We start from the raw sequence: 25323 nt of genomic DNA, 5'->3' as shown, positions 1-25323 counted from the left end.
CACGATTTGTCTTTCATCTGTATTGCAACACAGGGACACGAACGACGTTTCTTTACAATTAATGTATGACTATCCTCCTAATTCCTTCATTTTGTCAAAAAAGAGTCACTTTTTCGTTGAGTTGTATCTGAAAATTTGAAATAATCTACAAGTAAGCATTTACATAGGAAGTGCTGTTCTATAGCAGACTGCCGGGGAGGTTTTGTGATTATGTGGATACTCATTTTATTCTGGGTGCTTGCTGCTGCAGCTGTGTGGGCCACCTTTAAGTACCGGAAGCCGATCCTTTTAACGGTGCCGTTTTTTGCGATGTTTTTATTCGTTATTGTACAGATGGCGATGGTGCCGCTTCCTTTTATGGATACGGTCCGTTTTGTATTTAACTTACGATAAGGGTCAACGGAAATCGTTTAGAAGACGGTGCTTTTTTCCTCGATAACTGAAAGCGGTTTCAGTATTTAAAGGAGGTGACTCCGGTTACTTATTTTGTACAAAGGAGGGTTTTCTTATGAGGAAAGTCGAAAAAAAGACTGCAGAAAAGTATTTCAAAATCCGTACAATCCTCGTTGTGATCTGCCTGCTGATCGGATTCAGTGTATCTTACGGCGTCGCAGCATTTGCCGATGTCATTTATGAAACAGGTGCCACCATTCTCGGTATGCCTGCCCACTATTATATGGGAGCTCAGGGAGCCGTCGTTACCTTTGTTGTGCTCCTATTTGCAAATGCGATCATCAGTGACCGCGTGGATAAGGCATTCGGCATCGATGAAAAAGCGAACGTCCGTATCAGCGGAAATTCATCAGACCACTAATCGATTGGACAGGAGGGAACTCACTTGGACCAGCAGTCACTCGTATCACTCACGCTCATTTTATTAACCTTTGCATTATATATCGGAATTTCTGTGTACAACCGTGCCAAAGTAACCTCTGATTTTTACGTTGCAAGCCGCGGCATTCCACCTGTATGGAACGGGATGGCGATCGGCGGGGACTGGATGAGTGCCGCTTCGTTTATCGGGATGGCCGGTACGGTCATGATTCTCGGCTATGACGGCCTCGCCTACATAATGGGCTGGACAGGCGGCTACCTGCTGCTGACCTTTCTGCTCGCACCGCAGCTCAGAAAGTACGGCCGCTTTACCGTGCCGGAATTTATTGGAGACCGTTTTGACAGCAACGCAGCCCGCCTCGTGGCAGCTATCGCCACCATCATCATCAGCTTTACGTACATTATCGGTCAGCTGTCCGGCTCGGGTGTTGTTATCGGCCGGCTGTTGAACCTCCCCGCCTCCACCGGGGTGATGATCGGTGTTGTCGTCATCGCTATTTATGCTTCGCTCGGTGGAATGAAAGGTGTCACCTGGACGCAGGTTGCCCAGTACTTAATTTTAATTGTTGCTTATATTATCCCTATTGTCTTTATGTCGCTTCAGGTGACCGGAAATCCATTTCCGTGGCTGACATACGGAAATATTGTATCGGAGCTCGGTGCGATCGACAGGGAACTTGGTATTTCTGAGTATTTTGCGCCATTTTCCGAAAGTTCAAAAATGCAGTTTCTGGCGCTGTTGTTTACATTAATGTTTGGAACAGCTGCCCTTCCCCACGTTATCGTCCGTTTTTATACGGTTACGACAATGAAAGCGGCCCGCTGGAGTGGTGCGTGGGCACTGTTATTCATCGCCCTTCTCTACTTGTCTGCTCCTGCGTATGCGGCATTTTCCCGATTTATTATTATGACGCAGGTTGTCGGACAGCCGCTCGATGACCTTCCGGGCTGGACAGAATCGTGGATTAATACAGGTCTTCTCGAGATTACGGACAGTGGCGGCGATGGAACGCTCAACTGGCAGGACCTGGTAATCAATCCGGATATCGTCGTTATGGCAACACCGGAAATTGCCAACCTCGGCTTGTTCGTCGTCGGTCTCGTTGCAGCCGGTGCCATGGCAGCTGCACTTTCCACTGCCGGCGGACTTCTGATTACGATTTCCTCCTCGTTTGCACACGACATTTACTACCGTCTGCTTAAGCCGGATGCGACAGACAACAAGCGCCTTCAGGCTGGACGGATTGCGATCGTGCTGTCAACAATTGCTGCAGGTGTTATTGCCCTGGATCCTCCGGGAGTTATCACCCAAATTATCGCCTGGGCGTTTGCTCTTGCCGGTGGTACGTTCTTCCCGGTTCTCTTCCTCGGAGTGTGGTGGAGACGGATGAATGCGGCCGGAGCTCTTGCAGGCATGCTCGGTGGTCTCGGCGTGACGCTGACCTACATCTTCCTGTCGATGGCCGGTATTACCATTTTCGGCATTCAGGATACAGGCGCCGGACTCATCGGTGTAACTGCCAACCTTATACTCGTTATTGTCGTTTCTCTTATGACACCGCCGCCTGCACAGAAGCTGCAGGATGAAGTAACCGATCTGCGTTATCCGGAACAGATGACGTACCGGGATGGAGAGGTATGGATGAACGATGGAACCGACGACTAATCAAAAGGAGAAAGCGCTCGGCCATCCCCTGTTTCAAGGGGCGGCCTCCGCGCTTCTGGATGACTGTAACTTTCTTTTATATCGGAAAGGAGAGAAGATCCTTCACGCGGATACCGAGCGGGAGGGTCTCCTCCTGCTTTTGGAAGGAGCTGCAGAGGTCGGCGTAGAGGCAGCTGATGGTATGGAGGTGCTGGAGTTAGTGGATTCCGGAGAGATGATCGGGTTCTCCAGTCTAGCTGCTTTTCTGGGGGAACCAGAGCCGGAAACCCATACGGTCACCGTGGAAGTAGCCGCAGCGGAAGATGCTGTCTGCCTGTCTATTCCGTACCCTGTGATGGACGAGCTCTGGAAAAAAGAACAGGTCCGGGAATATATGATGAGGCAGGTAGCTGTCAGACTCCGCGAAATTTATGCGTCCCTTGCCGAGCAGATCCACCTCGCCCGATCCTGGGGTGAAAGCGATGCGTTTATCCGCCGGGCGCAGGATTTTATGAACGAGCCGCCGGCTGTTATTCATTCAGACGCCTCGATTCAGGAAACAGCGAAAAAAATGGTGGATGACGGTGTCAGCTCTCTCATGGTTCTGGAAGCGGATGGCACACTCGCCGGAATCCTTACGGAAAAAGATGTTGTCACGCGTGTCGTTGCCTCCGGCAGAACGGAAACGTCAGCAGGTTCTGTTATGACCCCTTCCCCCGTCGTCATCGACCGCGCTGCATACTATTACGATGCAATCTCTCTTTTCATTCTCCATGGCATCAAGCACCTGCCGGTCGTGGAAAACGGCCGGCCTGCAGGTATGCTGACCCTTTCGGATCTGCTTCGTAAAAAGAACCGTGGGGCGTTTGATATTCTGCAGGAAATTGAACGGGCGGATGAAGCCACTCTGCCTGAAGTAAAACATGCGATCTACGGAGTACTGGAGCGCCTGCTGGATGATGCCATTCCGGTACTTCATATACTTGATGTGATTACCGGCCTTTATGACCGGCTTATCCGTCACTGTGTCGAACTTGCGAGGCAAAAGCTTCAGGCGCAGGGGTACGGTGTCCCTCCTGCCGCCTATGGTTTTTTTCTTATGGGAAGCGGCGGACGGAGAGAACAGTTTCTGCTGACCGACCAGGATCACTTTTTTGTATATGAAGATCCTCCCGATCACCGAAAGGAAGAGACGGCTGCCTACTTCCGCCGTTTTGGAGAAGAAATAACAAACCTGATGGAGACTGCCGGCTACAAGCGGTGTGAAGGCGATATGATGGCGTCAAACGCGCAGTGGAGAGGGACACTCAGTCAATGGCGCGAGCGGATCCGTACGTGGGGTCTCCGTGCAACGAATGACAACATTCTGCTTGCGCAGAACTTTTTAGCCTTCCGCTTTCTCTGCGGCAGCGAAAAGCTGCACGGATCCTTTCATCGTATGGTGCAGGAGCAGTTTCAGGAATCACGGATTTTTATGTACCGGGCCGCACAGCTCGAAAAGCAGGCACCTGTCCCTGTCCTGGACTCGCCGATCCGCGCTCTTTTCCGGATGAGAAAAGAGAGTATCGACATGAAAAAGCAGGCGCTATTTCCGTTTTACCACAGCCTTCAGCTTCTCTGTGTGCATCACCAGATGGTAGAAGGCACGCCGCGCCAGCAGATGCAGCTGCTTCAGGAGCGGGGGATTATTTCAGAAGATGCAGCCGACGAAATGCTTCACGCCTATGAGACGCTTCTTTCCATCAGGATAAAGCAGTCCTGGCAGCAGTTCAGCCGCGGAGAAGATACGAGTTCGACCATTCATTTCTCCCACTTAAAAACCAGAGAAAAAGAAGAATTTATTACCGCACTGAAGACGGTGCGTATGGTACAGCAGAAAGCACTGCTTGCCTACGGGCTGACCTGATGGAGGTGGTTCTATAATGTTCTGGAAGCGAAAACAGCTCCCCCACCGCCTGATCGAAGAGATGCCGCTGAATACACCGATTAAAGACCTGCGGTTCACCGTGTTTGACACGGAGGCGACCGGATTTGCCGTCGGCGGCCAGGACCGCTTAATTGAAATCGGAGCGGTCCAGGTGGAAGGCCTTGAAGTGACAGACCATACCTTTCAAACCTACGTTAACCCCGGCCGTTCCATTCCTCCGGAAATTACAGAACTGACCGGAATCTCCGCGGCCGATACAGCCACGGCGCCGCTTTCCCTGGAAGCTGTAAATAATTTCTTTGCGTTTGCCGCGTCACATAAAAGCTGTGCCTGGGCCGGTCACTACCTTGCATTCGACATTACAGTACTGAAAAAAGAACTGCAGCGGGCAAAAGCATCGTTTCAGGATCCGATGTATATCGACACGCTGGATTTAATCGGTTTTCTTGCACCATCGAGAGATATGCGCGACCTGCAGCACTATGCGCTTGATTTCGGCACCCCAGTGTACGGCCGGCACAGTGCGCTTGGAGATGCTCTGACGACGGCACACCTTCTCGTAGAACTGCTCCGCTATATTGAAGACCGCGGCAGAACGACGCTCGGAGACCTCCGCGATATTACAACAACTGCCAACGGCTGGCCTTCCACGTAAAGAGCCCCGCTTCCGGAACGAGCTCGTTCCGGAAGCGGGGCTTTATTGGCCGTGCTGTTAACGGCGCAGCCAGGCCGGCAGATGAATCGGATATTTCCGCTGCAGGAACTCTCCGATTACCGTAGCCGGGACCATCATAATGCCGGCCATCATGACGACTGCAATCAGCCAGTGTGCATAACTCATACCAAGAACCGTGAAAATCATAATCAGGTGAAGCATGACCATCGATAAAGGAAGTGCCAGCAGTTTCACGGACATACTACGGAGCGTATAACCTCCGCCGATCCCGACAAGAAAGCTGAGAAGCGGCATCACAAACAGTACGAGAAACAAAGAAGTCATCTTCTGTCACTCCTTTCTATTTAAATGGCTGTTACACCGGTAGTAACGTAATCCCCCGTTTATACAAAAGTCAAACATTAATTATATAAAAGTGAAACAAAACGTATACAGCTGTCCATATCACTGTATGATAACAGGCCGGAAAGCAGAAACATACTGCGTACCCAACAGAGTTTTGAAATGCCAAGACTCTCAACATACCTGTGTAGAAGAAGTTTCGAATACTATACAAAACAAAAAACCGCCCGCAGTCATATAGAGACCGCAGACAGTTTGTGAGAAGTTATTTTTCTAATGCTTCATTATCCATTTCTAAAAAGCAGCTGTCCATCCTGCGTCCGCTGTCACGACAGATCCGTTGATAAACGAAGCATCATCTGAAGCGAGAAAAAGAACCACCCGGGCAATATCTTCCGGTTCCCCGGCCCTGGGAACGAGTCCATGCGTCTTTCCGGCTCTCGATTGGCCGAATTCGCTTACAGATGTCATGCTGGAGCCGATATTCGTCTGCACTGCACCAGGGGCGATGGCATTGCAGCGGATGCCTTTCTCTGCATACATAAAGCCCGTGTTTTTCGTTAAGCCGATCACCGCATGTTTGGATGCGGTGTAGGCTGCTCCGGCATGGGAGCCGTTCTCTCCTCCGGTGGAAGCGATGTTCACAATCACTCCGCTCTCTTTTTCTAAAAACACGTGTACCGCTTCCTTCATCGCCGTCATTACCCCGGTCGTATTCACTGCAAATACTTTCTCCCACCGCTCGAGTGAAATCTCGCCGACCGGCTCAAATCCGTCCATAATGCCGGCGTTATTTACGAGTATATCCAATGTGCCGAATTCATCAACGGCCCGGTCAATCATCGCCTTTACTTCTTCCGGACTACTCATATCTGTCTGCTGACCGACTGCTTTACCGCCCTGGCTGCGGATTTCCTCCGCCGTTTTCTCCGCTCCATCCTGCTGAATGTCTGCTGACACAACGTTCGCTCCTTCCGATGCCAGAAGCAGCGCAGTCGCCTTCCCCATACCTGATGCAGCACCTGTCACAACAGCTGTTTTTCCTTGAAGTTTCATGTCTGTCACTCCTTAAGAAAAGTATGGAACTCATTGTAGCTGTTTCCAGTATAACGGAGTATACTGAAAGAAAAGACAGCACACATAAGCTGCACTGCCGGTTAAGCAACAAGAGCGTGTGAAATGTCGAAAGGAGTGAGGTAGAAATGAACGAGGACCGCCGCGTACGAAAAACGAAGCTCGCTTTAAAGCAGGCGCTTCTGACACTGTTAAAGAAAAAAACGCTCGGGGCTGTAACCATCACTGAACTTGTCCAGCGCGCCGATCTGAACCGGAGTACGTTTTATCATCACTATAACAATGCAGCTGAACTGTTCGAAGAAATACGGAGCGGTGTTCTGGATGACCTGGCCAGGTGCTACCGGGAACCCTACCTCCATGTCCGCCGCCTGTTTCTCGATGAGCTGTCTGCTTCCTCCATTCAGATCTTTGAACACGTGTATGAAAACGGCGGTTTCTACACGGTTATCCTGGATTCCTCCACAGCGTATGACTTTCAGCTGGAGATCCAGTCGATGATCCAGAAAATCACTTTGGAAGAACTGCTGATCGATGCCCCTCCATCGTTGAACAAAGAACTGTACGCTTCCTATCATGCCCATGCGATCACCGGGATGATCATGGACTGGGTGCGGAGAGGCTTTCCGGAAACGCCGGAATACATGAACAATCAGCTTCTCGCTATTATCCGCCACCATCCCGAACATCCGGAAGTCTCCTACACCGCCTCACTGCACCGGCAGTAAAAAAACACCCTCTGGAGGGTGTTTTTTTACGAACTGCTTTAGTTTGCGACGATATTAACAAGTTTTCCGGGAACGGCGATCACTTTCCGGATCGTTTTCCCTTCCAGTTCCTGCTTGATTTTCTCGTCTTCCATGGCATGCTGCTCCATCTCTTCTTTGGATGCTTCTTTTGCGACGAGCAGTTTCGTTTTTACTTTTCCATTTACCTGAAGTACAATTTCCACTTCATCCTCCACGAGCCAGGATTCATCATGCACCGGCCACGTAGCATACGTGATCGTCTCGTTATGACCGAGCTTATTCCACAGCTCTTCACTGATATGCGGAGCCACTGGTGACAGCATTTTCAGGAAGCCTTCAATATGGCTCTTCGACAGTTTTTCCTGCTTGTAGGCTTCGTTGATAAACACCATCAGCTGGGAAATACCGGTGTTAAAGCGGAGGTTTTCATAGTTCTCCGTCACTTTCTTCACGGTCTGGTGATAGACACGCGTCATCTCATCGGAATCCTGACCGTCCATGACGATCGGCTTTAATGCACCGGATTCATCAACAAACAATCTCCAGACGCGGTCGAGAAAACGGCGCGCGCCATCCAGACCGTTCTCACTCCAGGCAACGGACGCATCAAGCGGCCCCATAAACATTTCATAGAGACGCAGTGTATCCGCTCCGTGGGAGACGATAATGTCGTCCGGATTCACGACGTTGCCTTTCGACTTACTCATTTTTTCGTTGTTTTCCCCGAGAATCATGCCTTGATTGTATAGTTTCTGGAACGGTTCTTTCGTATGCACAACGCCGATATCATAGAGCACCTTGTGCCAGAAACGGGCGTAGAGCAGGTGAAGAACCGCATGCTCGGCACCGCCGATATAAATGTCCACCGGAAGCCATTCGCGCAGTTTCTGCGGGTCGGCGAGCTGCTCGGTGTTATCCGGATCAATGTAGCGGAGGTAGTACCAGCAGCTTCCCGCCCACTGCGGCATCGTATTGGTTTCACGGCGGCCTTTCATGCCCGTTGCCGGATCCTCCACGTAGAGCCATTCTTCGTTGTTGGCGAGCGGAGATTCCCCGGTACCGGATGGCTTAAACTCGTCCATTTCCGGAAGCGTGAGCGGAAGCTCGTTCTCCGGAACTGGTGTCATGGAGCCGTTTTCCCAGTGGATGACCGGAATCGGCTCGCCCCAGTAGCGCTGACGGCTGAAGAGCCAGTCGCGCAGCCGGTAGGTGACCTCGCGCTTACCTTTTCCTTCTTCTTCGAGCCATGTGCACATTTTCGTAATGGCTTCTTCTGTCTCCAGACCGTTCAGAAAGCCGGAGTTCACGTGCTCCCCGTCCCCGGTGTAAGCTTCCACGGAAATATCTCCGCCTGAAACAACTTCCTGAATCGGCAGGTTAAATTCTGTGGCGAATTCGTAGTCACGCTCATCGTGGGCAGGGACGGCCATGATGGCGCCTGTACCGTACGTTGCCAGCACGTAGTCCGCAATCCAGACCGGCACGTTCTCTCCGGTCACAGGGTGAACAGCATACCCTCCGGTAAACACGCCGGTTTTCTCCTTCGAAAGCTCTGTGCGCTCCAGATCGCTCTTAAGCGCCACTTCTTTCTGGTAGTTCTCCACCGGCTTCTGCTGTTCCGGACTCGTCAGTTTCGCAACGAGCTCGTGTTCCGGAGCAAGCACCATGTAGGTCGCACCATAAAGCGTATCGGGGCGGGTCGTGAAAACACGGATTTCCTCGTCGGAATCTTTAACAGGGAAAGCAACCTCCGCCCCTTCCGAGCGTCCGATCCAGTTGCGCTGCATATCTTTGATGGATTCCGGCCAGTCGAGCTCCTCCAGATCTTCCAGGAGACGGTCGGCATATTCCGTAATCTTCAGCATCCACTGCTTCATCGGGCGGCGCTCGACAGGGTGGTCGCCGCGCTCACTTTTTCCATCGACAACTTCTTCATTAGCAAGTACGGTACCGAGTGCCGGACACCAGTTCACCGCTACTTCATCGACATAGGCAAGGCCCTTGTTGTAAAGCTGAATAAAGATCCACTGGGTCCATTTGTAGTAGTCTTCGTCCGTCGTGTTAATCTCCCGGTCCCAGTCATAGGAAAAGCCGAGCGCCTTGATCTGGCGGCGGAAGTTGTTAATGTTCTGTTCGGTAAATTCCCGCGGATGTCTGCCGGTATCCAGCGCATACTGCTCAGCCGGAAGTCCGAACGCATCCCATCCCATTGGATGAAGCACGTTGTAGCCCTGCATCCGCTTCATTCTCGAGAGAATGTCTGTTGCTGTATATCCTTCCGGATGACCGACATGAAGCCCCGCTCCGGATGGGTATGGAAACATGTCCAGCGCGTAAAATTTCTCTTTGGACGGCTCTTCCTTCGTTTTAAATACCTTATTGTCTTCCCAGTATTTCTGCCATTTGGACTCAATCTGCTGATGATAAAATGCCACGTTGGTTCCCTCCTGCATGGTTGTAAAATCGTGTGTATGTCCGGACGCGGAGCTGGGTTCAGGAACGCTCTGCTTATGTAAAGAGAACTTACCCGCGCTTGATCCGTTCATTCTGCCTTCAAAAAAAACCTCACACCCCAGCGTCTGCCGGGACGAGAGGTTTAAATACTTCCCGCGGTACCACCCACGATTAGTGCACAGCGGTGCACTCCCTTTTTTCCACTAACGCTGGAATCACGGCTGTATGCTCAGCTCCAAGGCGAGTTCACAGAACCCTGACGTTAACTTTCACCTGCCGTTAACTCTCTGAAGACGGGGAATGCTGTTACTGATCCTCTTCTCTGCTGGTTTTCTCCATATTATTGTATCGTTCTCATTGTATGCACCCCAAGCTTCTCTGTCAAGCGCTGCTCCCCGATTCCACCTGCCGTTTTCCTTCTGATTCCTGAAAAAAACGAACCGGAAATGATAGAATAGAAATGATTTACTACTGAAGGAGGCGTTACGATGATTGATCTGCGCAGTGATACGGTAACCAAACCCGATGATACGATGCGGCGGCTTATGGCCGAGGCCATCGTCGGGGATGATGTATATGAGGAAGACCCGACCGTCAATGAGCTGGAGCGCTATGCAGCGGAGCTTCTCGGCAAAGAGGCCGCGCTGTTTACGACGAGTGGGACGCAGGGGAACCAGGCCGCTGTTTTAACCCATACCCGCCCCGGCCAGGAGATTGTGATGGATAATGAAGCACATGTCTATATTTACGAAGGTGCGGCCATCTCCGCTTTCGCCGGCGTCCAGCCCCGTGTGCTCCCGCACGAAGCAGGCGTTGTGGATCTGGATGCCATGGAAGCAGCCATCCGTCCGGAAGATGTTCATTATCCGGAGACCGGACTGATCTGGCTGGAAAACACGCACAACCGCGGCGGCGGAAGTGTTCTTCCTTTTTCCTATCTGACCGGTGTCCGTGCACTGGCTGACGAATATGGCATTCCGGTGCATATGGACGGAGCCCGGCTGTTTAACGCAGCGGAAGCAACCGGCCGGCAGCCGGCAGCAATCGCCGCTTTTGCAGACAGTGTGCAGTTTTGTCTCTCGAAGGGACTCGGTGCACCGGTCGGTTCGATGCTCGCCGGAACAAAGGAATTCATTCAGACCGCACGCAAAAAGCGGAAAATGCTCGGCGGCGGCCTCCGCCAGGCCGGTGTTATTGCTGCACCCGGGCTCTATGCGCTGCAGGAGAGACGCGGCCGGTTAAAGGAAGATCACGACCACGCAAAGCGGCTGGCTCACGTCATTATGAACGACACCGATTTAACGATCCGCCATGATGTGGAAACGAATATTATCGTCGCAGACACAGACACCTCTTCCCGCTCTGCCGCTGAATGGGTGAAGGCGCTCCATGAAGAAGGCGCCGCCGTCATTCAGTACAAGCCGGAAGCGGTCCGCTTTACGACGAATGCGGATGTCTCGCCGGACGATATCGACACGGTTGTTTCCATCCTGCAGAAGCTGGGGGCAGACCGATGAAATCGGTACTGGAAGCGGCAAAAATGTTTGCCGGAGAAGTAATTCCAACAGGCGGCCACGTTCTCGATGCGACAGCCGGGAACGGTCATGATACCACGTTTCTCGCCTCATGTGCCGGACCGGAGGGCACTGTCACCAGCATGGATATCCAGCAGCAGGCACTGGATGAAACGAAAGAAAGAGCCCCGGACTGGGTCACCCTCGTCCGGGACTCGCATGCGAACGCCGGGAAGTATCTTTCCGGCGCACCGCTCGACTGCGTCATGTTTAACCTCGGCTATCTGCCGGGCGGCGATAAATCCGTCGTGACAACACCAGAAGAAACGCTTCAGGCACTCCGGACGCTGCTTCCGCAGTTGAAAGCAGGCGGACGGATCGTGATGGTCGTCTACCACGGCCATCCGGGCGGAGAAAACGAGCGCGATGCGCTGATGGCATTCGCCTCATCGCTTCCCCAGAAACAGGTACAGGCACTGATCTATCAGTATATCAACCAGCGCGGCGCAGCGCCCTTTTTAGTCGTATTGGAGCGGTTAACGACGGCGGAGCTGAAGCTGGACGTCTAAAAAGCCGATCAGGTGATCCGCTACCTGCCTGCGCTCCGGCTCATTCAGTACTTCATGGTAGGCGTCCGGCCATTCTTTATATGCTTTTTCTGAAACGCGGAGGGCGTCAAACCAGCGGCGCACTTCCTGTTTATCGACGATCCGGTCGTCGCCTCCCTGCGTAACATACACTGGAACGTCTGGAAGCGCCGGTGCTGTCTCGTGAGCCCGCTTCATCGCTTTTAACAGCTCCGTGTACCAGCGGGCACTTACTTTTTTCACGAGCAGGTCATCTGCCTCATCCCGCTGACGCATAGTTTCATCCCGCGTGCCGCTTCCCGGCTCCAGCCCGTTCGGAAACATTGTTTTCGGTGCCGTCCGGGAAAGCATTCCGGCAAGTGTTCTTCTCCACCGCGGCTGGCTCGTCGCAAGACCGAAGCAAGGCGAGGAGAGAAGCATGACTTCCGGCTGAAGATGATCCGGCAGGCTGTGCAGCGTCTCCTGGGCAGCCAGGCCTCCCATACTGTGACCCATGAGAATGACCGGCAGATCAAACTGAAATGCTTCCCGCATCCAGCTGGTTACTTCGCGGACGTACTGGGAAAAGGAGTCGATGTGCCCCCTGGGACCGGCCGTTGTTCCCTGTCCGGGAAGGTCCCCCATGATAATGTGATACCCGTGCTCATTGAGCAGCTGGTTCGTTTTTTCATAGCGCCCATGGTATTCTCCTGCTCCGTGCACGAGAACGATGACGCCTTTTGGTGATTGAACGGTGCTTCTCCACAGCCACATAGTCTGTTCCTCCCTGATGGTTTCGTCGTCTACCGTTATACTGCCTGTCTCTTTGGCACTGGTCAAGCAATTTCCATTCCTGTACGATGAAGAAAAAGGAGGCGTCTTATGATTCACTACCCATACAACGGGAAAGACCCGGAGATTGATATCACTGCCTATGTAGCGGAAAACGCCGTTATTACCGGCGACGTTACGGTAGGTGCCCGTGTAAGCATCTGGTATCATACGGTTATCCGCGGGGATGTGGAGCCGACGGTCATTGGAGACGACTCCAACATCCAGGACCAGTCGCTTCTCCACCAGAGCCCGAACCTTCCGCTTGTCATCGGACGCGGCGTCACGGTCGGTCATCAATGCATGCTTCACAGCTGCACGATTCATGACGGCGCCCTGATCGGCATGGGCAGTACAATTCTGGACGGGGCGGTCATCGGGGAAAACGCCTTTATCGGCGCAGGAAGCCTCGTTACACCGAATACCGAGATCCCACCGGGGAAACTGGCCCTCGGCAGACCGGCACGGGTCGTCCGCGATTTGACGGAGGATGATTACGCAGAACTTACACGCATCCGCCAGACGTATGTGGATAAAGGAAAAGTGTACAAACGAATGCAGGAAGAGCGCTGATACCTTTTAGGTGTCAGCGCTTCTCTTCGATAACGAACCCTTTGGAAAAGGCATGAAGAACGGTGATAAGCTGCTTTGTTACTTCTTCCGGCCCCGGCTGGTATCCCGCCTGAATCCAGTCCTGTATCAGCCCTGCGGTACCGTAGGCCATGTACCGTTTGTGTACCGGCGTATTGACGTCGATTCCGCTTTTGGGGGCAAGCAGGAACGCTTCCCGCAGCACTTCATAAATACCTTCCACCAGGTCCTTCTCCGCCCCGGGGAGGCTGTCCTGACGGATGAGCAGATCGAAATACCGCCGGTTTTCCTGAATGAAATACAGTAACTCAAACGACGCTTCATGCATATCCGCAAGCTCTACCGGAAATCCCGGACTGTAGCGGTTCATGCTCGTCCGTTTGATCTCCTCCTTCATTTCTCTGCGGAGGTCCTGTGCGATTTCATCGCGGCTGTGATAGTATTTGTAAAATGTCGTGCGGTGATACTGCGCCCGCTCCGCAATTTTATTGACGGTTACCCGGCTCCAGCCCCCATCGTGGATTTCTTCCATCAGTCCTTCTTTTAAATGATGCTTCGTCCTTGCCGCCTGATCCCCCATACGCCCCCGCCTTTCTACACATATTGAAAAGATGTCGATTCTTTCTACAGCAGGCCAATCCTGTTCTCTTCTATCTTTTTTTCTGCGTGCTACACTCAAATTGTACCATTCCAAATTACGTAAAGGAGGCAGATTTCGATGAAAAGACTGGAAAACAAAGTAATTCTGATTACCGGCGGTGCATCCGGGCTGGGGCTCGCTGCTGCAGAAAAAGCAGCGGAAGAGGGAGCGTCTCTGTTTTTAGTGGACATGAATGAGGAAAAACTTCAGGAGGCCGCTGAAAAATTGAAGCAGCACGGTACGCAGGTGGAAGCGGTAAAGGCCGACGTCACGAACGAAGAAGAAGTGAAACAGTTTGTCGAAACATGCGTCAGCACGTTTGGACGGATCGATGGATTTTTCAACAATGCAGGCATTGAAGGAAAACAGAACCTGACCGAAGACTACGGCACCGACGAGTTTGCCAAAGTCGTCGACGTCAATTTGAATGGTGTTTTCTACGGAATGAAATACGTATTAAAGGAAATGAAAAAGCAGGGAGCCGGTTCCATCGTCAACGCCGCCTCTGTCGGTGGCATCCGCGGTGTCGGCAGCCAGTCGGGCTATGCAGCAAGCAAACACGGCGTCGTCGGTCTCACACGAAACTCAGGTGTGGAGTACGGTGAATTCAACGTGCGTATTAATGCCATCGCGCCGGGAGCGATTATGACCGATATGGTCCGAGGCTCATTGAAGCAGATGGCCGGCGATGACTGGGAATCGTTCGGAGAGCAGTTTGTCCAGGCCAACCCATCCAAACGATTCGGAAAGCCGGAAGAAGTCGGCGCACTCGTCGTCTTTCTCCTGTCCGATGAATCGACGTTTATTAACGGCTCTGTCATTACCATCGACGGCGGCCAGTCGGCCAAATACTAACCTGTAGACAAAAAAGAAAGCACGAACCGCAGAAGCGGCCGTGCTTTCTTTTTATTTTCCAGCGAGCTCCAGCGCCTGATTTTCGATCGTTTCTGCTTTATCCGTCTGCTCCCAGGGCAGCGTGATGTCCGTACGCCCAAAGTGGCCGTAGGCAGCTGTCTGCTTATAAATCGGACGGCGCAGATCCAGCATCTTAATAATACCTGCCGGACGCAGGTCAAAGTTATCACGAACGACCTGAACGAGGACGTCTTCGGATACTTTTCCTGTATCAAATGTATCGATTGCAATGGAAACCGGCTGTGCTACGCCGATCGCATACGCCAGCTGTACTTCACAGCGGTCCGCGAGTCCGGAAGCGACGATATTTTTCGCCACGTAGCGTGCTGCATAAGCAGCGGAGCGGTCGACTTTCGTCGCATCCTTGCCGGAAAATGCACCGCCTCCGTGACGGGCATAGCCGCCGTACGTATCCACAATAATCTTCCTTCCGGTCAGTCCGGCATCCCCCTGCGGGCCGCCGATAACGAAACGGCCGGTCGGGTTGATGAAATATTTCGTCTGATCATCCAGAAGCGATGCATCGACGACAGGCTCAATAACGTGCGTCTTAATATCCTGCTTGATTCGATCGAGGTCAATTTCTGCATGATGCTGGGCGGAAACGACGATCGTGTCGACACGAAGCGGCTCCTGGTTTTCATCATACTCCACCGTCACCTGTACTTTTCCGTCCGGGCGGAGATACTCCACAATGCCTTCTTTACGCACTTGTGTCAGACGGCGGGCGAGCCGGTGGGACAGAGCGATCGGCAGCGGCATCAGTTCAGGTGTCTGGTTGTCGGCGTATCCGAACATCAGCCCCTGGTCCCCTGCACCGATCGATTCGATCTCATCGTCAGTCATCTGGCCTTCCCGTGCTTCCAGCGCCTGATCCACACCCTGCGCAATATCCGCCGACTGCTCATCAATCGATGTCAGTACGGCACAGGTTTCATAATCAAACCCGTATTTGGCACGTACATAGCCGATATCCTTCAGTGTTTCCCGCACAACTTTCGGAATGTCCACATACGTAGACGTTGAAATTTCCCCGGCTACAAGCACGAGTCCCGTATTTACTGAAGTCTCGCAGGCGACCCGTGCATTCGGGTCCTGCTTAATAATTTCATCCAGAATCGAGTCGGAAATCTGGTCACAGATTTTATCCGGGTGTCCTTCTGTAACTGATTCCGATGTAAATAAACGTGTTTTTCCTGCCATGAGCAAGTTCCTCCTCCATTCTTCATTACGGCACTCATTCTCCCATCGGTGTTCCCTCATTGATGGTGGTGATCGGCAGTCCGTGGACTGAATAAAAAAAACCTTCCCCTGCTGAGTGAGGAGAAGGCTGATACGATTCCTTTCACCTCTTATCGGTCAGAACAAACTTCGTTCTGCAGGTTGGCACCGTTCATCCTGAAAGATGATGGTTGCCGGGCTTCTTCGGGCCTGTCCCTCCGCCAGCTCGGGATAAGAGTATCCGCTTTTGAGAATAATAACGGACTTTCCTGTCTGTGTCAACTGCCGCGCATTTTTGCCGAGCCTTCCGGAAAACGCCTCGCTACCTCTGCAAGACTGAGCGGCAGCACATCATCTTTCATAATAAAACTGTACCCGCGGTGCCCGCGGATTCTTCCAGGCAGCTTCTGAACGAACCGGGGTCCACGTGTTTCATGATAATTATCTTTTTTCTCGACTTCCGGCACATCAGCAAAATACACATTTTTGATGACCGTTTCTTTCCGGCCTTCCACACGGTACTGGCCGATGTAATGAATATCCCGGACGATTCCGCCCGTCTCCTCATATACTTCTCTTACAGCTGCCTGCTCCGCTGTTTCCCCCGCTTCCACTTTTCCGCCTGGAAATTCCATGCCGCGGGAGCGGTGCTTCGTCAGCAGCCAGTCTCCTTTATGCCGGGTAATCACCCACACGTGGCGGGGGTCTGATCCGTACGGATGATCATCGGTGGAGAAATAGACCTGATTCTGATAAAAGTCCTGAAATGTTTTCTCTGTCATCCATGTCGCCTCCAAGCTACGTCATCCGGCTGATGATCCAGTCATATTCTTCCGGGCGGTTCATGTTATAAAACAACAGCGACAGCGCTTCTTTCGTCATCCCGCTCTCAAGAAAAAGCGGTTCCTGCGCTTCCGTTACGTGTATCGAGCGGAAGAGAGCTTTCATGGAACGCTCCTCCCGGTCGAGGCAGCGGCTGATCTCCGGAAGTACGCGGCGGCTGTAAACAGCGAACAGCGGCTGCTGCCTGCCGTCGATGACAGGTATCACTGCATCGGCTCCTGTTTTCTCCGCTTCGTTTATCAGGATGGAAGCAGCCTTCTCCTCTGCGAGCGGCATGTCGCATGCACAGACCAGATACCACTCCGCCTCCACAGCGCTCATTCCTGCTTCGATTCCTGCAAGCGGCCCTTCATACGGCCGGAGATCGTTCACCGAGACGTAAGAAAGGCTTTCTGCCGTTTCATCCGAGTTTGTAATGACCACGACGATATCACACACAGCGGATGCCATGTCCGCAGTGCGCGCTGCAGCGGTCTTTTCTCCGACCGGCAGAAGCGCTTTATCTCCGCCCATACGGCTTGACCTGCCTCCGGCCATGACGAGCCCGGCTGTCCCGTATCGCTTCATGATATCTCCGCCCTTTCCTGCTCTCATTCTACCTTTCATCACATGGTGGTGCAAATACACCGCTGTTTTGTATATACCCGGCCGTGGACGGCTGTAAGCGTTCAGAGTGCTTCTGCCGAACTGCGGAGAAGTCTGCCAACAAAAACAACGACGGTAAATGCAGCTGAACATTGAAATGCTTCAGCCCTTGGCACACCTGTTTGAATGAAGCTTCGTTTCTTATAATTTCTTCAACGGTAAAAAGGCTTCCCTGCACTTTTCGCAGAGAAGCCTGAATCATCATCCGGTCAGCCGATAATTAAAAGCCAGATCCACAGTCCGGCAAGTGTGATGAACAGTGTCGGCAGCGTGAGAATGATGCCTATTTTAAAGTAGTAGCCCCAGGAAATGCGGATACCTTTCTGCTGCAGGACGAACAGCCAGAGCAGCGTCGCAAGCGATCCGATCGGTGTGATTTTCGGACCGAGGTCGGAGCCGATAACATTGGCATAAATCAATGCATCCCGCATGACGCCGGTTACATCGGTGTCCTGAATCGCGAGTGCGTTGATCATCACGGTCGGCATGTTGTTCATGACAGAGGATAGAACCGCTGCTAAAAAGCCCATCACCATAACAGCTGCGAACAGCCCCCCTTCTGCCGCCTGCTCCAGAACGCCCGCCAGAATCGTAGTGAGTCCCGCGTTCCGCAGACCGAATACAACGACGTACATCCCAATAGAGAAAACGACGATCGCCCATGGTGCTTCTTTCATGACCCGTACCGTTTCCACAGCCGGTGAGCGGCGGGCCATCAGGAGGAAAAATACAGCAATCAGGCCGGCAACAAACGATACGGGAAGTGTGCCATCGCCAAATGCGATAAACTCACTTCCGAAATAGCCCGCTAATAAGAGCCCGAGAACAACCCAGGACAAACGGAACATCCTGTGGTCTTTAATTGCGGCTTCCGGGGTCTGCAGCATGTTCATATCATATGTAGAAGGGATATTCTTCCGAAAAACAACGTACAAAACAAGCATACTGGCAGCAAGGGAAAACAAATTAGGAACAATCATGTAATAGGCATATTCGATAAATCCAATACCGAACACATCTGCTGAAACGATATTCACCAGGTTACTGACGATCAGCGGAAGCGATGTCGAGTCTGCGATAAATCCACTTGCCATAACAAATGGAAGAATCATAGCTTCTTTGAATTGAAGCGCCCGTACCATCGCAAGGACGATCGGTGTTAAAATGAGTGCTGCACCGTCATTGGCGAAGAAAGCGGCAGTTACTGCCCCAAGCAGCGTAACCAGAATGAACATACGTACACCGCTTCCGCCTGCGATACGCGCCATATGAAGCGCGGCCCATTCAAAAAAGCCGATTTCATCGAGAATTAATGAAATAATAATGACTGCGATAAATGTGAATGTTGCATTCCAGACGATAGCCGTTACTTCACCAACATCCGTGAAGCTTACGACACCCGCAGCGAGTGCGAGGAGCGCCCCTCCGGAAGCCGACCACCCAATAGACAGCCCTTTCGGCTGCCAGATAACAAATACTAATGTGACTAGAAATATAGCTCCTGCAAGAAACGCCTCCATAAAAACATCCTTTCTTCTGACTGAATCATCGAACACCTCCTGCATTATATAATCATTTGATTATATAATCAATGGATAATATATTTTTCTTTCCGAAATCACGAAGAAAAAACCCTCCATCATTGCCGGAGGGTTTCTTCTTGTATGCCTGCTTGAATAATCAGTCGTCAGGAAGCGGCCTGATCCATCTCTTCTTCCGCTTCGTCCGCAGTTTCTTCCGTCTCTTCCAGCTCTTCCATATGAAATGCCTGGAGAGATACCTCCAGACTTTCTGCAGCCTGTGCCAGTCTCGCAGCAGAATCATGGATTTCCTGAACCGATGCCGTCTGCTCTTCGGCAGCTGCAGCAACGTTCTGTGCATGCTCGGAAGATTGTTCCGCAATCGCCGTATTTTCCTGGACGACGCCGGTGACTTCCTGCAGTTTTTCCTGCATCGTTTCCACCGAGGCTGCCGCTTCCCGCATCTTCCGGGACATGGCATCGACGGATCCGGTAACGTCAGCAAAGGTTCCGCCCGCCGAAGCCGCAAATTCTGCTCCGGAAGCAACCGCGCTGCGGCCGGACTGAGTCATTTCCACTGATTCCTGCACACTTTCCTGCATCTGGGCGACCAGATTCGTTATTTCTCCTGTGGAGGAGGAAGTCTGCTCGGCAAGCTTCCGGACTTCATCTGCAACGACCGCAAATCCACGGCCGTGCTCTCCGGCTCTTGCTGCCTCAATGGCGGCGTTCAGTGCCAGCAGGTTCGTCTGTTCTGCAATATCTGTAATAAGAGAAATGACACTCCCGATCCGGCTCGACTTCTCTTCGAGTGCAGTCATGCTTTTCTCGAGTGATGCTGTTACTTCTTCCACTTCTTTCATTTGTTTGACCGAGGCGTCGACCACCTCTTTTCCGGAGGCTGCCTCTTCCTTTGTCCGGCTGCTGGAGGCTTCTGCCTCCTGAATCATCGCGGAAACGTCCTGCATCGTCCGGCTGATACCGGCAAAGGCCGCTTCACTTTCCGCCGCTTTCTCCACCTGTTTTTCGGATCCTGACGCGACTTCCTGGATCGAATGCGTAATCTCTTCCGTTGCCCTGCCTGCTTCCTCTGCACCGGCAAGAAGCTGGGAAGAGCCGGCAGCTACCTGTTCTGCTGTTGTACTCGTGTGTCCGATCATTTTTTTCAGCTCATCGACCATCCGGTTGACGGCTTCGCCCATTCTCCCGGTTTCATCCCGGTTATGTTCGGGGAGTTTTTCCACATCCAACCTGCCTCTGCTGACGGCTTCAGCAGTATGAACGACCTGGGTTAATGAACTGGAGATGCGACCTGCCAGAACATAAAATAACACAGCACCCAGTAACAGTACGGCTCCGATTACAATGAGAAAAGTGACGATACTGCTCTGAATAATTGAACTGACACTGCTCTCAGACTGAGCTGCATTCTGCCGCAGCGTATCTGCTGCAGTAAGTGCCTGGTCCACAATAATTGAACGTTCTTCTGCCAGTTCATCGAGACGCTGATTCTGAAGCGGTCCGCTGTTTTCCGGAATACGTCCGACCGTTTCATTAAACGACGCGAGCCCGGACTGAATGGCCTCCACTTGTTCGAGAAGCTCTCCGCCGGATGCTTGTGAAGTCGTCTCTAGAATTCCCTCGATTTGGGCATTCGTTTCATTATAACTTTCCTGTGAAAACGCCTCTCCATTCGTCCGTGCAAAATCGGAAGCTGCGATGAACTGGGAGCGGATCAGCGCTGCTGCATCCGTCATTTCCAGCGCACGGGAGTTGTCCTGTGAAAACTGCTCCGATTCGGATTCTATTTGATTGAGCTGCCAGACTGTGACTGCTGCCCCGGCAATAAAGAGCAGCATCAATACCGCAAATGCTCCCATCATCTTCTGTTTCACTGACGATTTCCGCATACCATGACCCCCTGATGATTTGTATTTTTTGAGAATTATGTACCGATAGTCGTTTTCATTATCATACCATAGTTCTACGAAATGGTGTTTTATCTGGCAGAAAATCCAACAAAACATTCTGAAATAAGTCTTTTGTTGTGTGATAGTGGACGTGCATGATTCTCTTACCGAATCATGAATATTCTGTGGCTTTCTTTCATTCCCGAATCTGGTATACTTTTCTTGAGGTAAATGCTTAGAACGAGGTGACACAATGTCCAGACAAAAAATATACATACTCGCTGCAGGCTTCATCATTCTGATCGGCCTGTCCGCGCTTCTGGTGGTCATGGACCGGGAGCAGCAGGTAATCCAGACGGAGGATGTCAGCCCTGCAGAAGAAACGGAGCCCTCTACCGAGGAAGATCCGGGAAGTACAGCCGGCGCACAGAACAGTGGAGACATGGATATCGAAGGCGAAACGAACGAGGGTTCGTTTGATGCCGGTGACCCTTCAGAGCTGCGGGAACAGGCAGAGGAGACGCTGGCTGAGTTCACTCCGTCGGAAGAAGAGGCTTTCTCCCGCGCTTCCTTTGAAGAACATGCGTATGTCTATACGCTGTTCCAGCAGCAGGGGGAAGATTATGCTGTGGAAGAGGAGAATACGGTTTCCAGCGCAGAATGGATAGCAGCCGAACTGGATGCCTGGAGAACGTTCGCAGAAGAGGATTATGGTTTTTCCTACACACGGGAAAATTTTGAGGCCTATATGAACGAACAGGAAGAGCAGGTACTTCAGGAAGATACAGAGCTGCAGGTGCTTCTGGATGTGCTGGAATCCGAAAATCCGGAGCTTTCTGCACAGCAGCTGGAGTTTCAGTACGCCAAATCCTTCATCTGGCAGCAGATCCGGGAGGACGCAGCCGCAGATGCAGAAGTAAATCCTTCCTCTACGCAGGAATGGAATCAGCTGTACTTTGAAGTCGAACAGAACGTATTTGAGCAGCTTCAGGAAAACTATCCTGAGTTAAACTCGTCTGCGGACGGACCCGAATAGAAAGAAGACCGGCAGCGCTTTTTAAAGCACTGCCGGTCTTCTATTTATACGCGGAAAAATCCAGTATATAGCTGATGAAATAAGCGTCGTCTGACGAATCTTCCACTACAAGGGATGCCGTCTCATCAAATGGAAGGTCATTTTTGTGAAAGTAGTGGACCGCTTCCTCTCCGTTTCCGCGGATCACGGTTTCTTCCGGATACACCGTCGCTTCATTGGTTTCCAGCTGCGTATCATAGACATAAGCCCGGTTTTTATGAAAGCGCACGTGAATCGGGAAATATTCATCATTCAGTTTTTCTTTCATTTCCTGAACCCCCGGGATCCGTCCGTACGAGGAATACACTCTACCGGCTTCCAGCATGACACGGAGGGAAGGCGGGGAAGCATACGTAAACGCCACATCCGGCTTGTTCAATCCGTTGTATTCCACGGGAAGCTGGTAGCTGCCGATTCCTTCTGTAGACGTCACAGCCCGGTCGATCAAAGACTCGATTTCTTCATCCGGGAGGAAATAGTAATACGAAGCATCCGTAAACGACGCCTCCGGCTGGAACGATTCCTCATCCCCTCCGGCAAGGATCGAGCCCTGTGTCAGCTGCAGCCACAGGAGCACTCCCCCAAGTACAAATGTCGTGATCATAAACAGGCTTGCGGTCATTTTCAGCCACATGGTCATCCCTCTCTCTACTCTTTAGTATACTACAGCTGAAGAAGAGAGAATACATGGAGATGTTAATTTTTGTCGACTAAGGAAGCCGTACCTGATGGAATTTTCGCTTCCACATCCGGCGTGCCATGATGAATCACGCCTTTTGGCTGAAGCAGCCGGCAGGCAGTCTCTGTCAGACTGTCTGCCCCCTCCGGAGCATACACATAATCTACATGAACGCCATTCTGCTGCAGTTCACGGAGCGCCTCCTCAGAGCCTGCCGGCAGAACCCGGTAGCCAAGACGTTCCCACGCTTTCGTATATTCACTCGTCGACGTGAGTGCAGCGAGCACTCTCCGGCGCGGACCGTCTTCTGTGTGTTCGACCGCCGCCTGACGTGCCTGAGCGAGCGGATCCACCTCCGGAAGCGCTGCGTCGGTGCCGGTAGCTTCGGCAATCGCATCCGCAAGAGACGCGTACAGATCTTCAAACTGCTCCAGGCCGACAGACAGCCGGACGAGATCCGGTGTTACCCCGGAGCGGTCCTGATCCTCAGGGGACAGCTGCAGATGCGTCGTTGAAGCAGGGTGGATAATCAGGCTTTTTGCATCGCCGACATTGGCCACGTGCGACCAGAGCGTGATGGAGTCGATCAGCTTGCGTCCGGCCTCCACTCCACCTTCGATGCCGAAATTAACGATGGCACCGTATCCGCCGTCCAGGTATTTCGCTGCAAGCTCATGCGCAGGGTGTTCGGTAAGTCCCGGATACTTAACCCACGAAACGCCGGGATGACCGCTTAACGCTTCAGCCAGTTTCTTTGCATTCTGCTGGTGTCGCTCCATCCGCAGAGAAAGCGTCTCCAGTCCCTGGAGCAGCTGGAACGCATTCTGCGGGCTCAGGGAAGCTCCGATATCTCTTAAGAGCTGCACGCGCAACTTGAGAATAAACGCCATATCTCCGAGATCATTGTAAACAAGCCCGTTGTAGCTCGGGTCCGGTTCGTGGAAATGAGGGAATTTCTCTTTGTTCCACGTAAACCGTCCGCCGTCTACAACGACGCCGCCGATTGTTGTACCGTGCCCGCCGATCCATTTCGTCGCCGAGTGCACGACGATATCCGCTCCGTGCTGCAGCGGACGGCAGACAGCCGGTGTACCGAATGTATTATCCACGACGAGCGGAATTCCATGGCTGTGGGCAATGTCAGAAATCGTATGAAAATCCATGACATAAAGGCCCGGATTTCCGATCGTTTCCCCATACACCGCTTTCGTATTCTCCTGAATGGCACCTTCCACTTCGTCCGGATTGGAAATATCGACGAACGTTACATTAATCCCGTACCGCGGAAGTGTGACCGCAAATAGATTGTACGTCCCGCCGTATAGGTGGGAGGCAGCAACGATGTGGTCGCCGCTTGACGCCAGATTCAAAATCGTCATCGTAATGGCCGCCATTCCGGAGGATGTACCGAGTGCTCCGACGCCATCCTCAAGCACCGCCATCCGCTTTTCAAATGCGTCTACTGTCGGATTCATAATCCGGCTGTAAATGTTTCCGGGCTCTGCCAGCGAAAACAGACGCTCGGCATGACCGGTATCTTCAAAAACGTACGAGGTTGTCTGGTAAATCGGCACCGCTCTCGCCCCGGTTGCGGGGTCCGGTACCTGCCCTGCGTGCAGAAGCTGAGTGCTGCGTCCCATATGTTCCATATTCTTACCCATACATGAATCGACTCCTTCGTTTCGATTTTCGATACTGCAGAACGTTCACTTGATTTCTTTCGTGATGAAATCATCGATATCCTTCTTTTCCGAGATGTATTTACAGAAAATTCACGTTGCTTTAAACTGGTAAAGCAGAAAGGTGAAGGAGGAGAAAGCATGACATCTGTTTTTTTTGATTTAGACGATACGATTTTATGGGATGCCAAAAGCATTCAGACAGCGCTCAACCGGACCTGCAGCGATGCAGCCGGAACATATGGTCTGGATGCAGACGAACTGGAGAACGAAGTCCGCCGCACTGCCCGTAAACGATACAGTGAATACGAGGTGTACGACTTCACTCAGATGATCGGTATCAATCCGTTTGAAGGGCTGTGGGGAACGTTCGATGATCCGGCGTTTGACTTTCCGGAAATGAACCGGATGATCCGCGGCTATCAGCGGACCGTCTGGCAGGAAGCTCTTTCTTCATTTGGAACCATTCTTTCCGACGCGGAAGCGGAACAACTGGCACAGCAGTTTATCAAGTACCGCATCCAGTCACCGTTCGTGTTTGAAGACGCCTATCCGGTACTTTCTGAGCTGAAGCAGTCCTGCACACTCGTGCTGCTCACTAATGGAGCCCCGAGCCTGCAGAACCTGAAGCTCGACATTACGAAGGAAATCGCCCCCTATTTTGATCATGTCATTATTTCCGGCGATTTCGGCCGGGGCAAGCCGGATGTTTCGCTGTTTGAATATGCCCTCGAAAAAAGCGGCTCCCACCCTGAAGACACGTGGATGATCGGAGACAATCCGAAAACAGATATCCTCGGAGCAGGCCGGGCAGGAATCCGCAGCGTATGGCTCAACCGGTTCGACGATCCACCGCATGCGGACATAAAGGCTGACCATGAAATCCGCTCCCTTCATGAACTCCCTGAATTGATAAGGCAGGGGAAGTGACAAATCCCGGCGGAATCGAAAACGAAAGCGTATCTTCCCTGAAAAGGGAGCGTCCGCTTTTTT

At 52.1% G+C, this 25323-nt stretch carries 24 protein-coding genes, 1 riboswitch and 1 other annotated feature; of the genes, 12 read left to right on the top strand and 12 right to left on the bottom strand.

Translation table 11 applies throughout. The features are described from left to right. The first annotated feature begins 210 nt into the window (after nucleotides 1–210). From C6I21_RS09350 to C6I21_RS09330, 5 genes are all read left to right on the top strand, one after another. A complete protein-coding gene (locus C6I21_RS09350; protein ID WP_105959203.1) occupies nucleotides 211–393 on the top strand; it encodes a hypothetical protein in 183 nt (60 codons plus the stop codon). A gap of 115 nt (nucleotides 394–508) precedes the next feature. Further along, nucleotides 509–814, top strand: coding sequence for a DUF4212 domain-containing protein (locus tag C6I21_RS09345; RefSeq protein ID WP_105959202.1), 306 nt, complete (start codon nucleotides 509–511; stop codon nucleotides 812–814). 24 nt (nucleotides 815–838) lie between these two features. Continuing rightward, nucleotides 839–2500 (top strand): sodium:solute symporter family protein, encoded by a 1662-nt coding sequence (locus C6I21_RS09340; protein ID WP_105959201.1) that lies wholly within the window; start codon nucleotides 839–841, stop codon nucleotides 2498–2500. Next, nucleotides 2484–4385, top strand: coding sequence for a DUF294 nucleotidyltransferase-like domain-containing protein (locus C6I21_RS09335; RefSeq protein ID WP_105959200.1), 1902 nt, complete (start codon nucleotides 2484–2486; stop codon nucleotides 4383–4385). The genes C6I21_RS09340 and C6I21_RS09335 overlap by 17 nt, the downstream gene beginning before the upstream one ends. Nucleotides 4386–4401: 16 nt before the next feature. Then, a complete protein-coding gene (locus tag C6I21_RS09330) occupies nucleotides 4402–5061 on the top strand; it encodes a 3'-5' exonuclease (protein WP_105959199.1) in 660 nt (219 codons plus the stop codon). A gap of 57 nt (nucleotides 5062–5118) precedes the next feature. On the opposite strand, the gene C6I21_RS09325 is transcribed toward C6I21_RS09330, so the two are convergent. Beyond that, a complete protein-coding gene (locus C6I21_RS09325; RefSeq protein WP_105959198.1) occupies nucleotides 5119–5406 on the bottom strand; it encodes a hypothetical protein in 288 nt (95 codons plus the stop codon). Nucleotides 5407–5718: 312 nt separating this feature from the next. Continuing rightward, the gene (locus C6I21_RS09320; protein ID WP_105959197.1) at nucleotides 5719–6480 is read right to left on the bottom strand and encodes an SDR family oxidoreductase; all 762 of its coding nucleotides are present in this window, start codon (nucleotides 6478–6480) and stop codon (nucleotides 5719–5721) included. Nucleotides 6481–6626: 146 nt separating this feature from the next. Between C6I21_RS09320 and C6I21_RS09315 the strand changes: the two genes are divergently transcribed. Next, nucleotides 6627–7226, top strand: a complete 600-nt coding sequence (locus tag C6I21_RS09315) for a TetR/AcrR family transcriptional regulator (RefSeq protein WP_105959196.1) — start codon at nucleotides 6627–6629, stop codon at nucleotides 7224–7226. Between the two features lie 38 nt (nucleotides 7227–7264). On the opposite strand, the gene leuS is transcribed toward C6I21_RS09315, so the two are convergent. Next, entirely contained in the window at nucleotides 7265–9700 is a 2436-nt protein-coding gene (gene leuS / locus C6I21_RS09310) for a leucine--tRNA ligase (RefSeq protein WP_425352497.1), read from the bottom strand. Between the two features lie 127 nt (nucleotides 9701–9827). After that, nucleotides 9828–10033, bottom strand: a binding site (T-box leader). A gap of 156 nt (nucleotides 10034–10189) precedes the next feature. Between leuS and C6I21_RS09305 the strand changes: the two genes are divergently transcribed. Together C6I21_RS09305 and mnmM are read left to right on the top strand one after the other, a co-directional pair. After that, nucleotides 10190–11218 carry a threonine aldolase family protein gene (locus C6I21_RS09305; RefSeq protein ID WP_105959194.1) on the top strand — a complete coding sequence of 343 codons (1029 nt, stop codon included), beginning with the start codon at nucleotides 10190–10192 and terminating at the stop codon, nucleotides 11216–11218. After that, nucleotides 11215–11784 carry a tRNA 5-(aminomethyl)-2-thiouridylate-methyltransferase MnmM gene (gene mnmM, locus C6I21_RS09300; RefSeq protein WP_105959193.1) on the top strand — a complete coding sequence of 190 codons (570 nt, stop codon included), beginning with the start codon at nucleotides 11215–11217 and terminating at the stop codon, nucleotides 11782–11784. Before C6I21_RS09305 ends, mnmM begins: the two co-directional genes overlap by 4 nt. Here mnmM and C6I21_RS09295 read toward each other — a convergent pair. Further along, entirely contained in the window at nucleotides 11752–12555 is an 804-nt protein-coding gene (locus C6I21_RS09295; RefSeq protein WP_105959192.1) for an alpha/beta hydrolase, read from the bottom strand. The genes mnmM and C6I21_RS09295 overlap by 33 nt on opposite strands. A gap of 111 nt (nucleotides 12556–12666) precedes the next feature. On the opposite strand from C6I21_RS09295, the gene C6I21_RS09290 reads away from it, so the two are divergent. After that, complete coding sequence (locus C6I21_RS09290; protein WP_105959338.1) at nucleotides 12667–13185, top strand: gamma carbonic anhydrase; 519 nt, start codon at nucleotides 12667–12669, stop codon at nucleotides 13183–13185. Between the two features lie 13 nt (nucleotides 13186–13198). Here C6I21_RS09290 and C6I21_RS09285 read toward each other — a convergent pair whose 3' ends face one another. Continuing rightward, the gene (locus C6I21_RS09285; protein ID WP_105959191.1) at nucleotides 13199–13783 is read right to left on the bottom strand and encodes a TetR/AcrR family transcriptional regulator; all 585 of its coding nucleotides are present in this window, start codon (nucleotides 13781–13783) and stop codon (nucleotides 13199–13201) included. A gap of 138 nt (nucleotides 13784–13921) precedes the next feature. Between C6I21_RS09285 and C6I21_RS09280 the strand changes: the two genes are divergently transcribed. After that, a complete protein-coding gene (locus C6I21_RS09280) occupies nucleotides 13922–14698 on the top strand; it encodes a glucose 1-dehydrogenase (protein ID WP_105959190.1) in 777 nt (258 codons plus the stop codon). Nucleotides 14699–14749: 51 nt separating this feature from the next. On the opposite strand, the gene metK is transcribed toward C6I21_RS09280, so the two are convergent. The 5 genes from metK to C6I21_RS09255 all read right to left on the bottom strand — a co-directional run bounded on the left by metK (nucleotide 14750) and on the right by C6I21_RS09255 (nucleotide 20897). Beyond that, nucleotides 14750–15961, bottom strand: a complete 1212-nt coding sequence (gene metK / locus C6I21_RS09275; RefSeq protein ID WP_105959189.1) for a methionine adenosyltransferase — start codon at nucleotides 15959–15961, stop codon at nucleotides 14750–14752. A 146-nt stretch (nucleotides 15962–16107) separates the two neighbouring features. Beyond that, a riboswitch (SAM riboswitch) is annotated at nucleotides 16108–16217 on the bottom strand. A gap of 40 nt (nucleotides 16218–16257) precedes the next feature. Then, nucleotides 16258–16761, bottom strand: coding sequence for an RNA deprotection pyrophosphohydrolase (gene ytkD, locus C6I21_RS09270; protein ID WP_105959188.1), 504 nt, complete (start codon nucleotides 16759–16761; stop codon nucleotides 16258–16260). 16 nt (nucleotides 16762–16777) lie between these two features. Further along, entirely contained in the window at nucleotides 16778–17389 is a 612-nt protein-coding gene (locus C6I21_RS09265; protein WP_181186199.1) for a molybdenum cofactor guanylyltransferase, read from the bottom strand. Nucleotides 17390–17676: 287 nt separating this feature from the next. Continuing rightward, nucleotides 17677–18987 carry an arsenic transporter gene (locus tag C6I21_RS09260; RefSeq protein ID WP_105959186.1) on the bottom strand — a complete coding sequence of 437 codons (1311 nt, stop codon included), beginning with the start codon at nucleotides 18985–18987 and terminating at the stop codon, nucleotides 17677–17679. 167 nt (nucleotides 18988–19154) lie between these two features. Next, nucleotides 19155–20897, bottom strand: coding sequence for a methyl-accepting chemotaxis protein (locus tag C6I21_RS09255; protein ID WP_181186198.1), 1743 nt, complete (start codon nucleotides 20895–20897; stop codon nucleotides 19155–19157). Between the two features lie 253 nt (nucleotides 20898–21150). Here C6I21_RS09255 and C6I21_RS09250 point away from each other — a divergent pair, with 253 nt between their 5' ends. Further along, the gene (locus tag C6I21_RS09250; RefSeq protein ID WP_181186197.1) at nucleotides 21151–21933 is read left to right on the top strand and encodes a hypothetical protein; all 783 of its coding nucleotides are present in this window, start codon (nucleotides 21151–21153) and stop codon (nucleotides 21931–21933) included. A 40-nt stretch (nucleotides 21934–21973) separates the two neighbouring features. On the opposite strand, the gene C6I21_RS09245 is transcribed toward C6I21_RS09250, so the two are convergent. After that, the gene (locus tag C6I21_RS09245; RefSeq protein WP_142393247.1) at nucleotides 21974–22612 is read right to left on the bottom strand and encodes a hypothetical protein; all 639 of its coding nucleotides are present in this window, start codon (nucleotides 22610–22612) and stop codon (nucleotides 21974–21976) included. A 56-nt stretch (nucleotides 22613–22668) separates the two neighbouring features. Next, nucleotides 22669–24291, bottom strand: a complete 1623-nt coding sequence (locus tag C6I21_RS09240; RefSeq protein WP_245411588.1) for an O-acetylhomoserine aminocarboxypropyltransferase/cysteine synthase family protein — start codon at nucleotides 24289–24291, stop codon at nucleotides 22669–22671. Between the two features lie 180 nt (nucleotides 24292–24471). Between C6I21_RS09240 and C6I21_RS09235 the strand changes: the two genes are divergently transcribed. Then, nucleotides 24472–25260 (top strand): HAD family hydrolase, encoded by a 789-nt coding sequence (locus C6I21_RS09235; protein ID WP_105959181.1) that lies wholly within the window; start codon nucleotides 24472–24474, stop codon nucleotides 25258–25260. The last annotated feature ends 63 nt before the right edge of the window (nucleotides 25261–25323 follow it).

The sequence above is a fragment of the Alkalicoccus urumqiensis genome (assembly GCF_002993335.1).
GTDB classification, from domain to species: Bacteria; Bacillota; Bacilli; order Bacillales; family Salisediminibacteriaceae; genus Alkalicoccus; species Alkalicoccus urumqiensis.
The sequence above is the reverse complement of the archived record's forward strand: the minus strand, read 5'-3'. Positions and strand labels throughout refer to the sequence as shown.

Excerpts from the sequence above, each read along its gene's own strand:
- C6I21_RS09330 (WP_105959199.1), top strand. The coding sequence starts at position 4,402 with ATGTTCTGGAAGCGAAAACAGCTCCCCCACCGCCTGATCGAAGAGATG.
- C6I21_RS09260 (WP_105959186.1), bottom strand. The coding sequence starts at position 18,987 with ATGGAGGCGTTTCTTGCAGGAGCTATATTTCTAGTCACATTAGTATTT.
- C6I21_RS09315 (WP_105959196.1), top strand. The coding sequence starts at position 6,627 with ATGAACGAGGACCGCCGCGTACGAAAAACGAAGCTCGCTTTAAAGCAG.
- C6I21_RS09245 (WP_142393247.1), bottom strand. The coding sequence starts at position 22,612 with ATGACCATGTGGCTGAAAATGACCGCAAGCCTGTTTATGATCACGACA.
- C6I21_RS09240 (WP_245411588.1), bottom strand. The coding sequence starts at position 24,291 with ATGGGACGCAGCACTCAGCTTCTGCACGCAGGGCAGGTACCGGACCCC.
- C6I21_RS09285 (WP_105959191.1), bottom strand. The coding sequence starts at position 13,783 with ATGGGGGATCAGGCGGCAAGGACGAAGCATCATTTAAAAGAAGGACTG.
- C6I21_RS09265 (WP_181186199.1), bottom strand. The coding sequence starts at position 17,389 with ATGAAGCGATACGGGACAGCCGGGCTCGTCATGGCCGGAGGCAGGTCA.
- C6I21_RS09325 (WP_105959198.1), bottom strand. The coding sequence starts at position 5,406 with ATGACTTCTTTGTTTCTCGTACTGTTTGTGATGCCGCTTCTCAGCTTT.
- C6I21_RS09250 (WP_181186197.1), top strand. The coding sequence starts at position 21,151 with ATGTCCAGACAAAAAATATACATACTCGCTGCAGGCTTCATCATTCTG.
- metK (WP_105959189.1), bottom strand. The coding sequence starts at position 15,961 with ATGGCAGGAAAAACACGTTTATTTACATCGGAATCAGTTACAGAAGGA.
- C6I21_RS09350 (WP_105959203.1), top strand. The coding sequence starts at position 211 with ATGTGGATACTCATTTTATTCTGGGTGCTTGCTGCTGCAGCTGTGTGG.
- C6I21_RS09295 (WP_105959192.1), bottom strand. The coding sequence starts at position 12,555 with ATGTGGCTGTGGAGAAGCACCGTTCAATCACCAAAAGGCGTCATCGTT.
- mnmM (WP_105959193.1), top strand. The coding sequence starts at position 11,215 with ATGAAATCGGTACTGGAAGCGGCAAAAATGTTTGCCGGAGAAGTAATT.
- leuS (WP_425352497.1), bottom strand. The coding sequence starts at position 9,700 with ATGCAGGAGGGAACCAACGTGGCATTTTATCATCAGCAGATTGAGTCC.
- C6I21_RS09280 (WP_105959190.1), top strand. The coding sequence starts at position 13,922 with ATGAAAAGACTGGAAAACAAAGTAATTCTGATTACCGGCGGTGCATCC.
- ytkD (WP_105959188.1), bottom strand. The coding sequence starts at position 16,761 with ATGACAGAGAAAACATTTCAGGACTTTTATCAGAATCAGGTCTATTTC.
- C6I21_RS09320 (WP_105959197.1), bottom strand. The coding sequence starts at position 6,480 with ATGAAACTTCAAGGAAAAACAGCTGTTGTGACAGGTGCTGCATCAGGT.
- C6I21_RS09235 (WP_105959181.1), top strand. The coding sequence starts at position 24,472 with ATGACATCTGTTTTTTTTGATTTAGACGATACGATTTTATGGGATGCC.
- C6I21_RS09305 (WP_105959194.1), top strand. The coding sequence starts at position 10,190 with ATGATTGATCTGCGCAGTGATACGGTAACCAAACCCGATGATACGATG.
- C6I21_RS09335 (WP_105959200.1), top strand. The coding sequence starts at position 2,484 with ATGGAACCGACGACTAATCAAAAGGAGAAAGCGCTCGGCCATCCCCTG.
- C6I21_RS09345 (WP_105959202.1), top strand. The coding sequence starts at position 509 with ATGAGGAAAGTCGAAAAAAAGACTGCAGAAAAGTATTTCAAAATCCGT.
- C6I21_RS09255 (WP_181186198.1), bottom strand. The coding sequence starts at position 20,897 with ATGCGGAAATCGTCAGTGAAACAGAAGATGATGGGAGCATTTGCGGTA.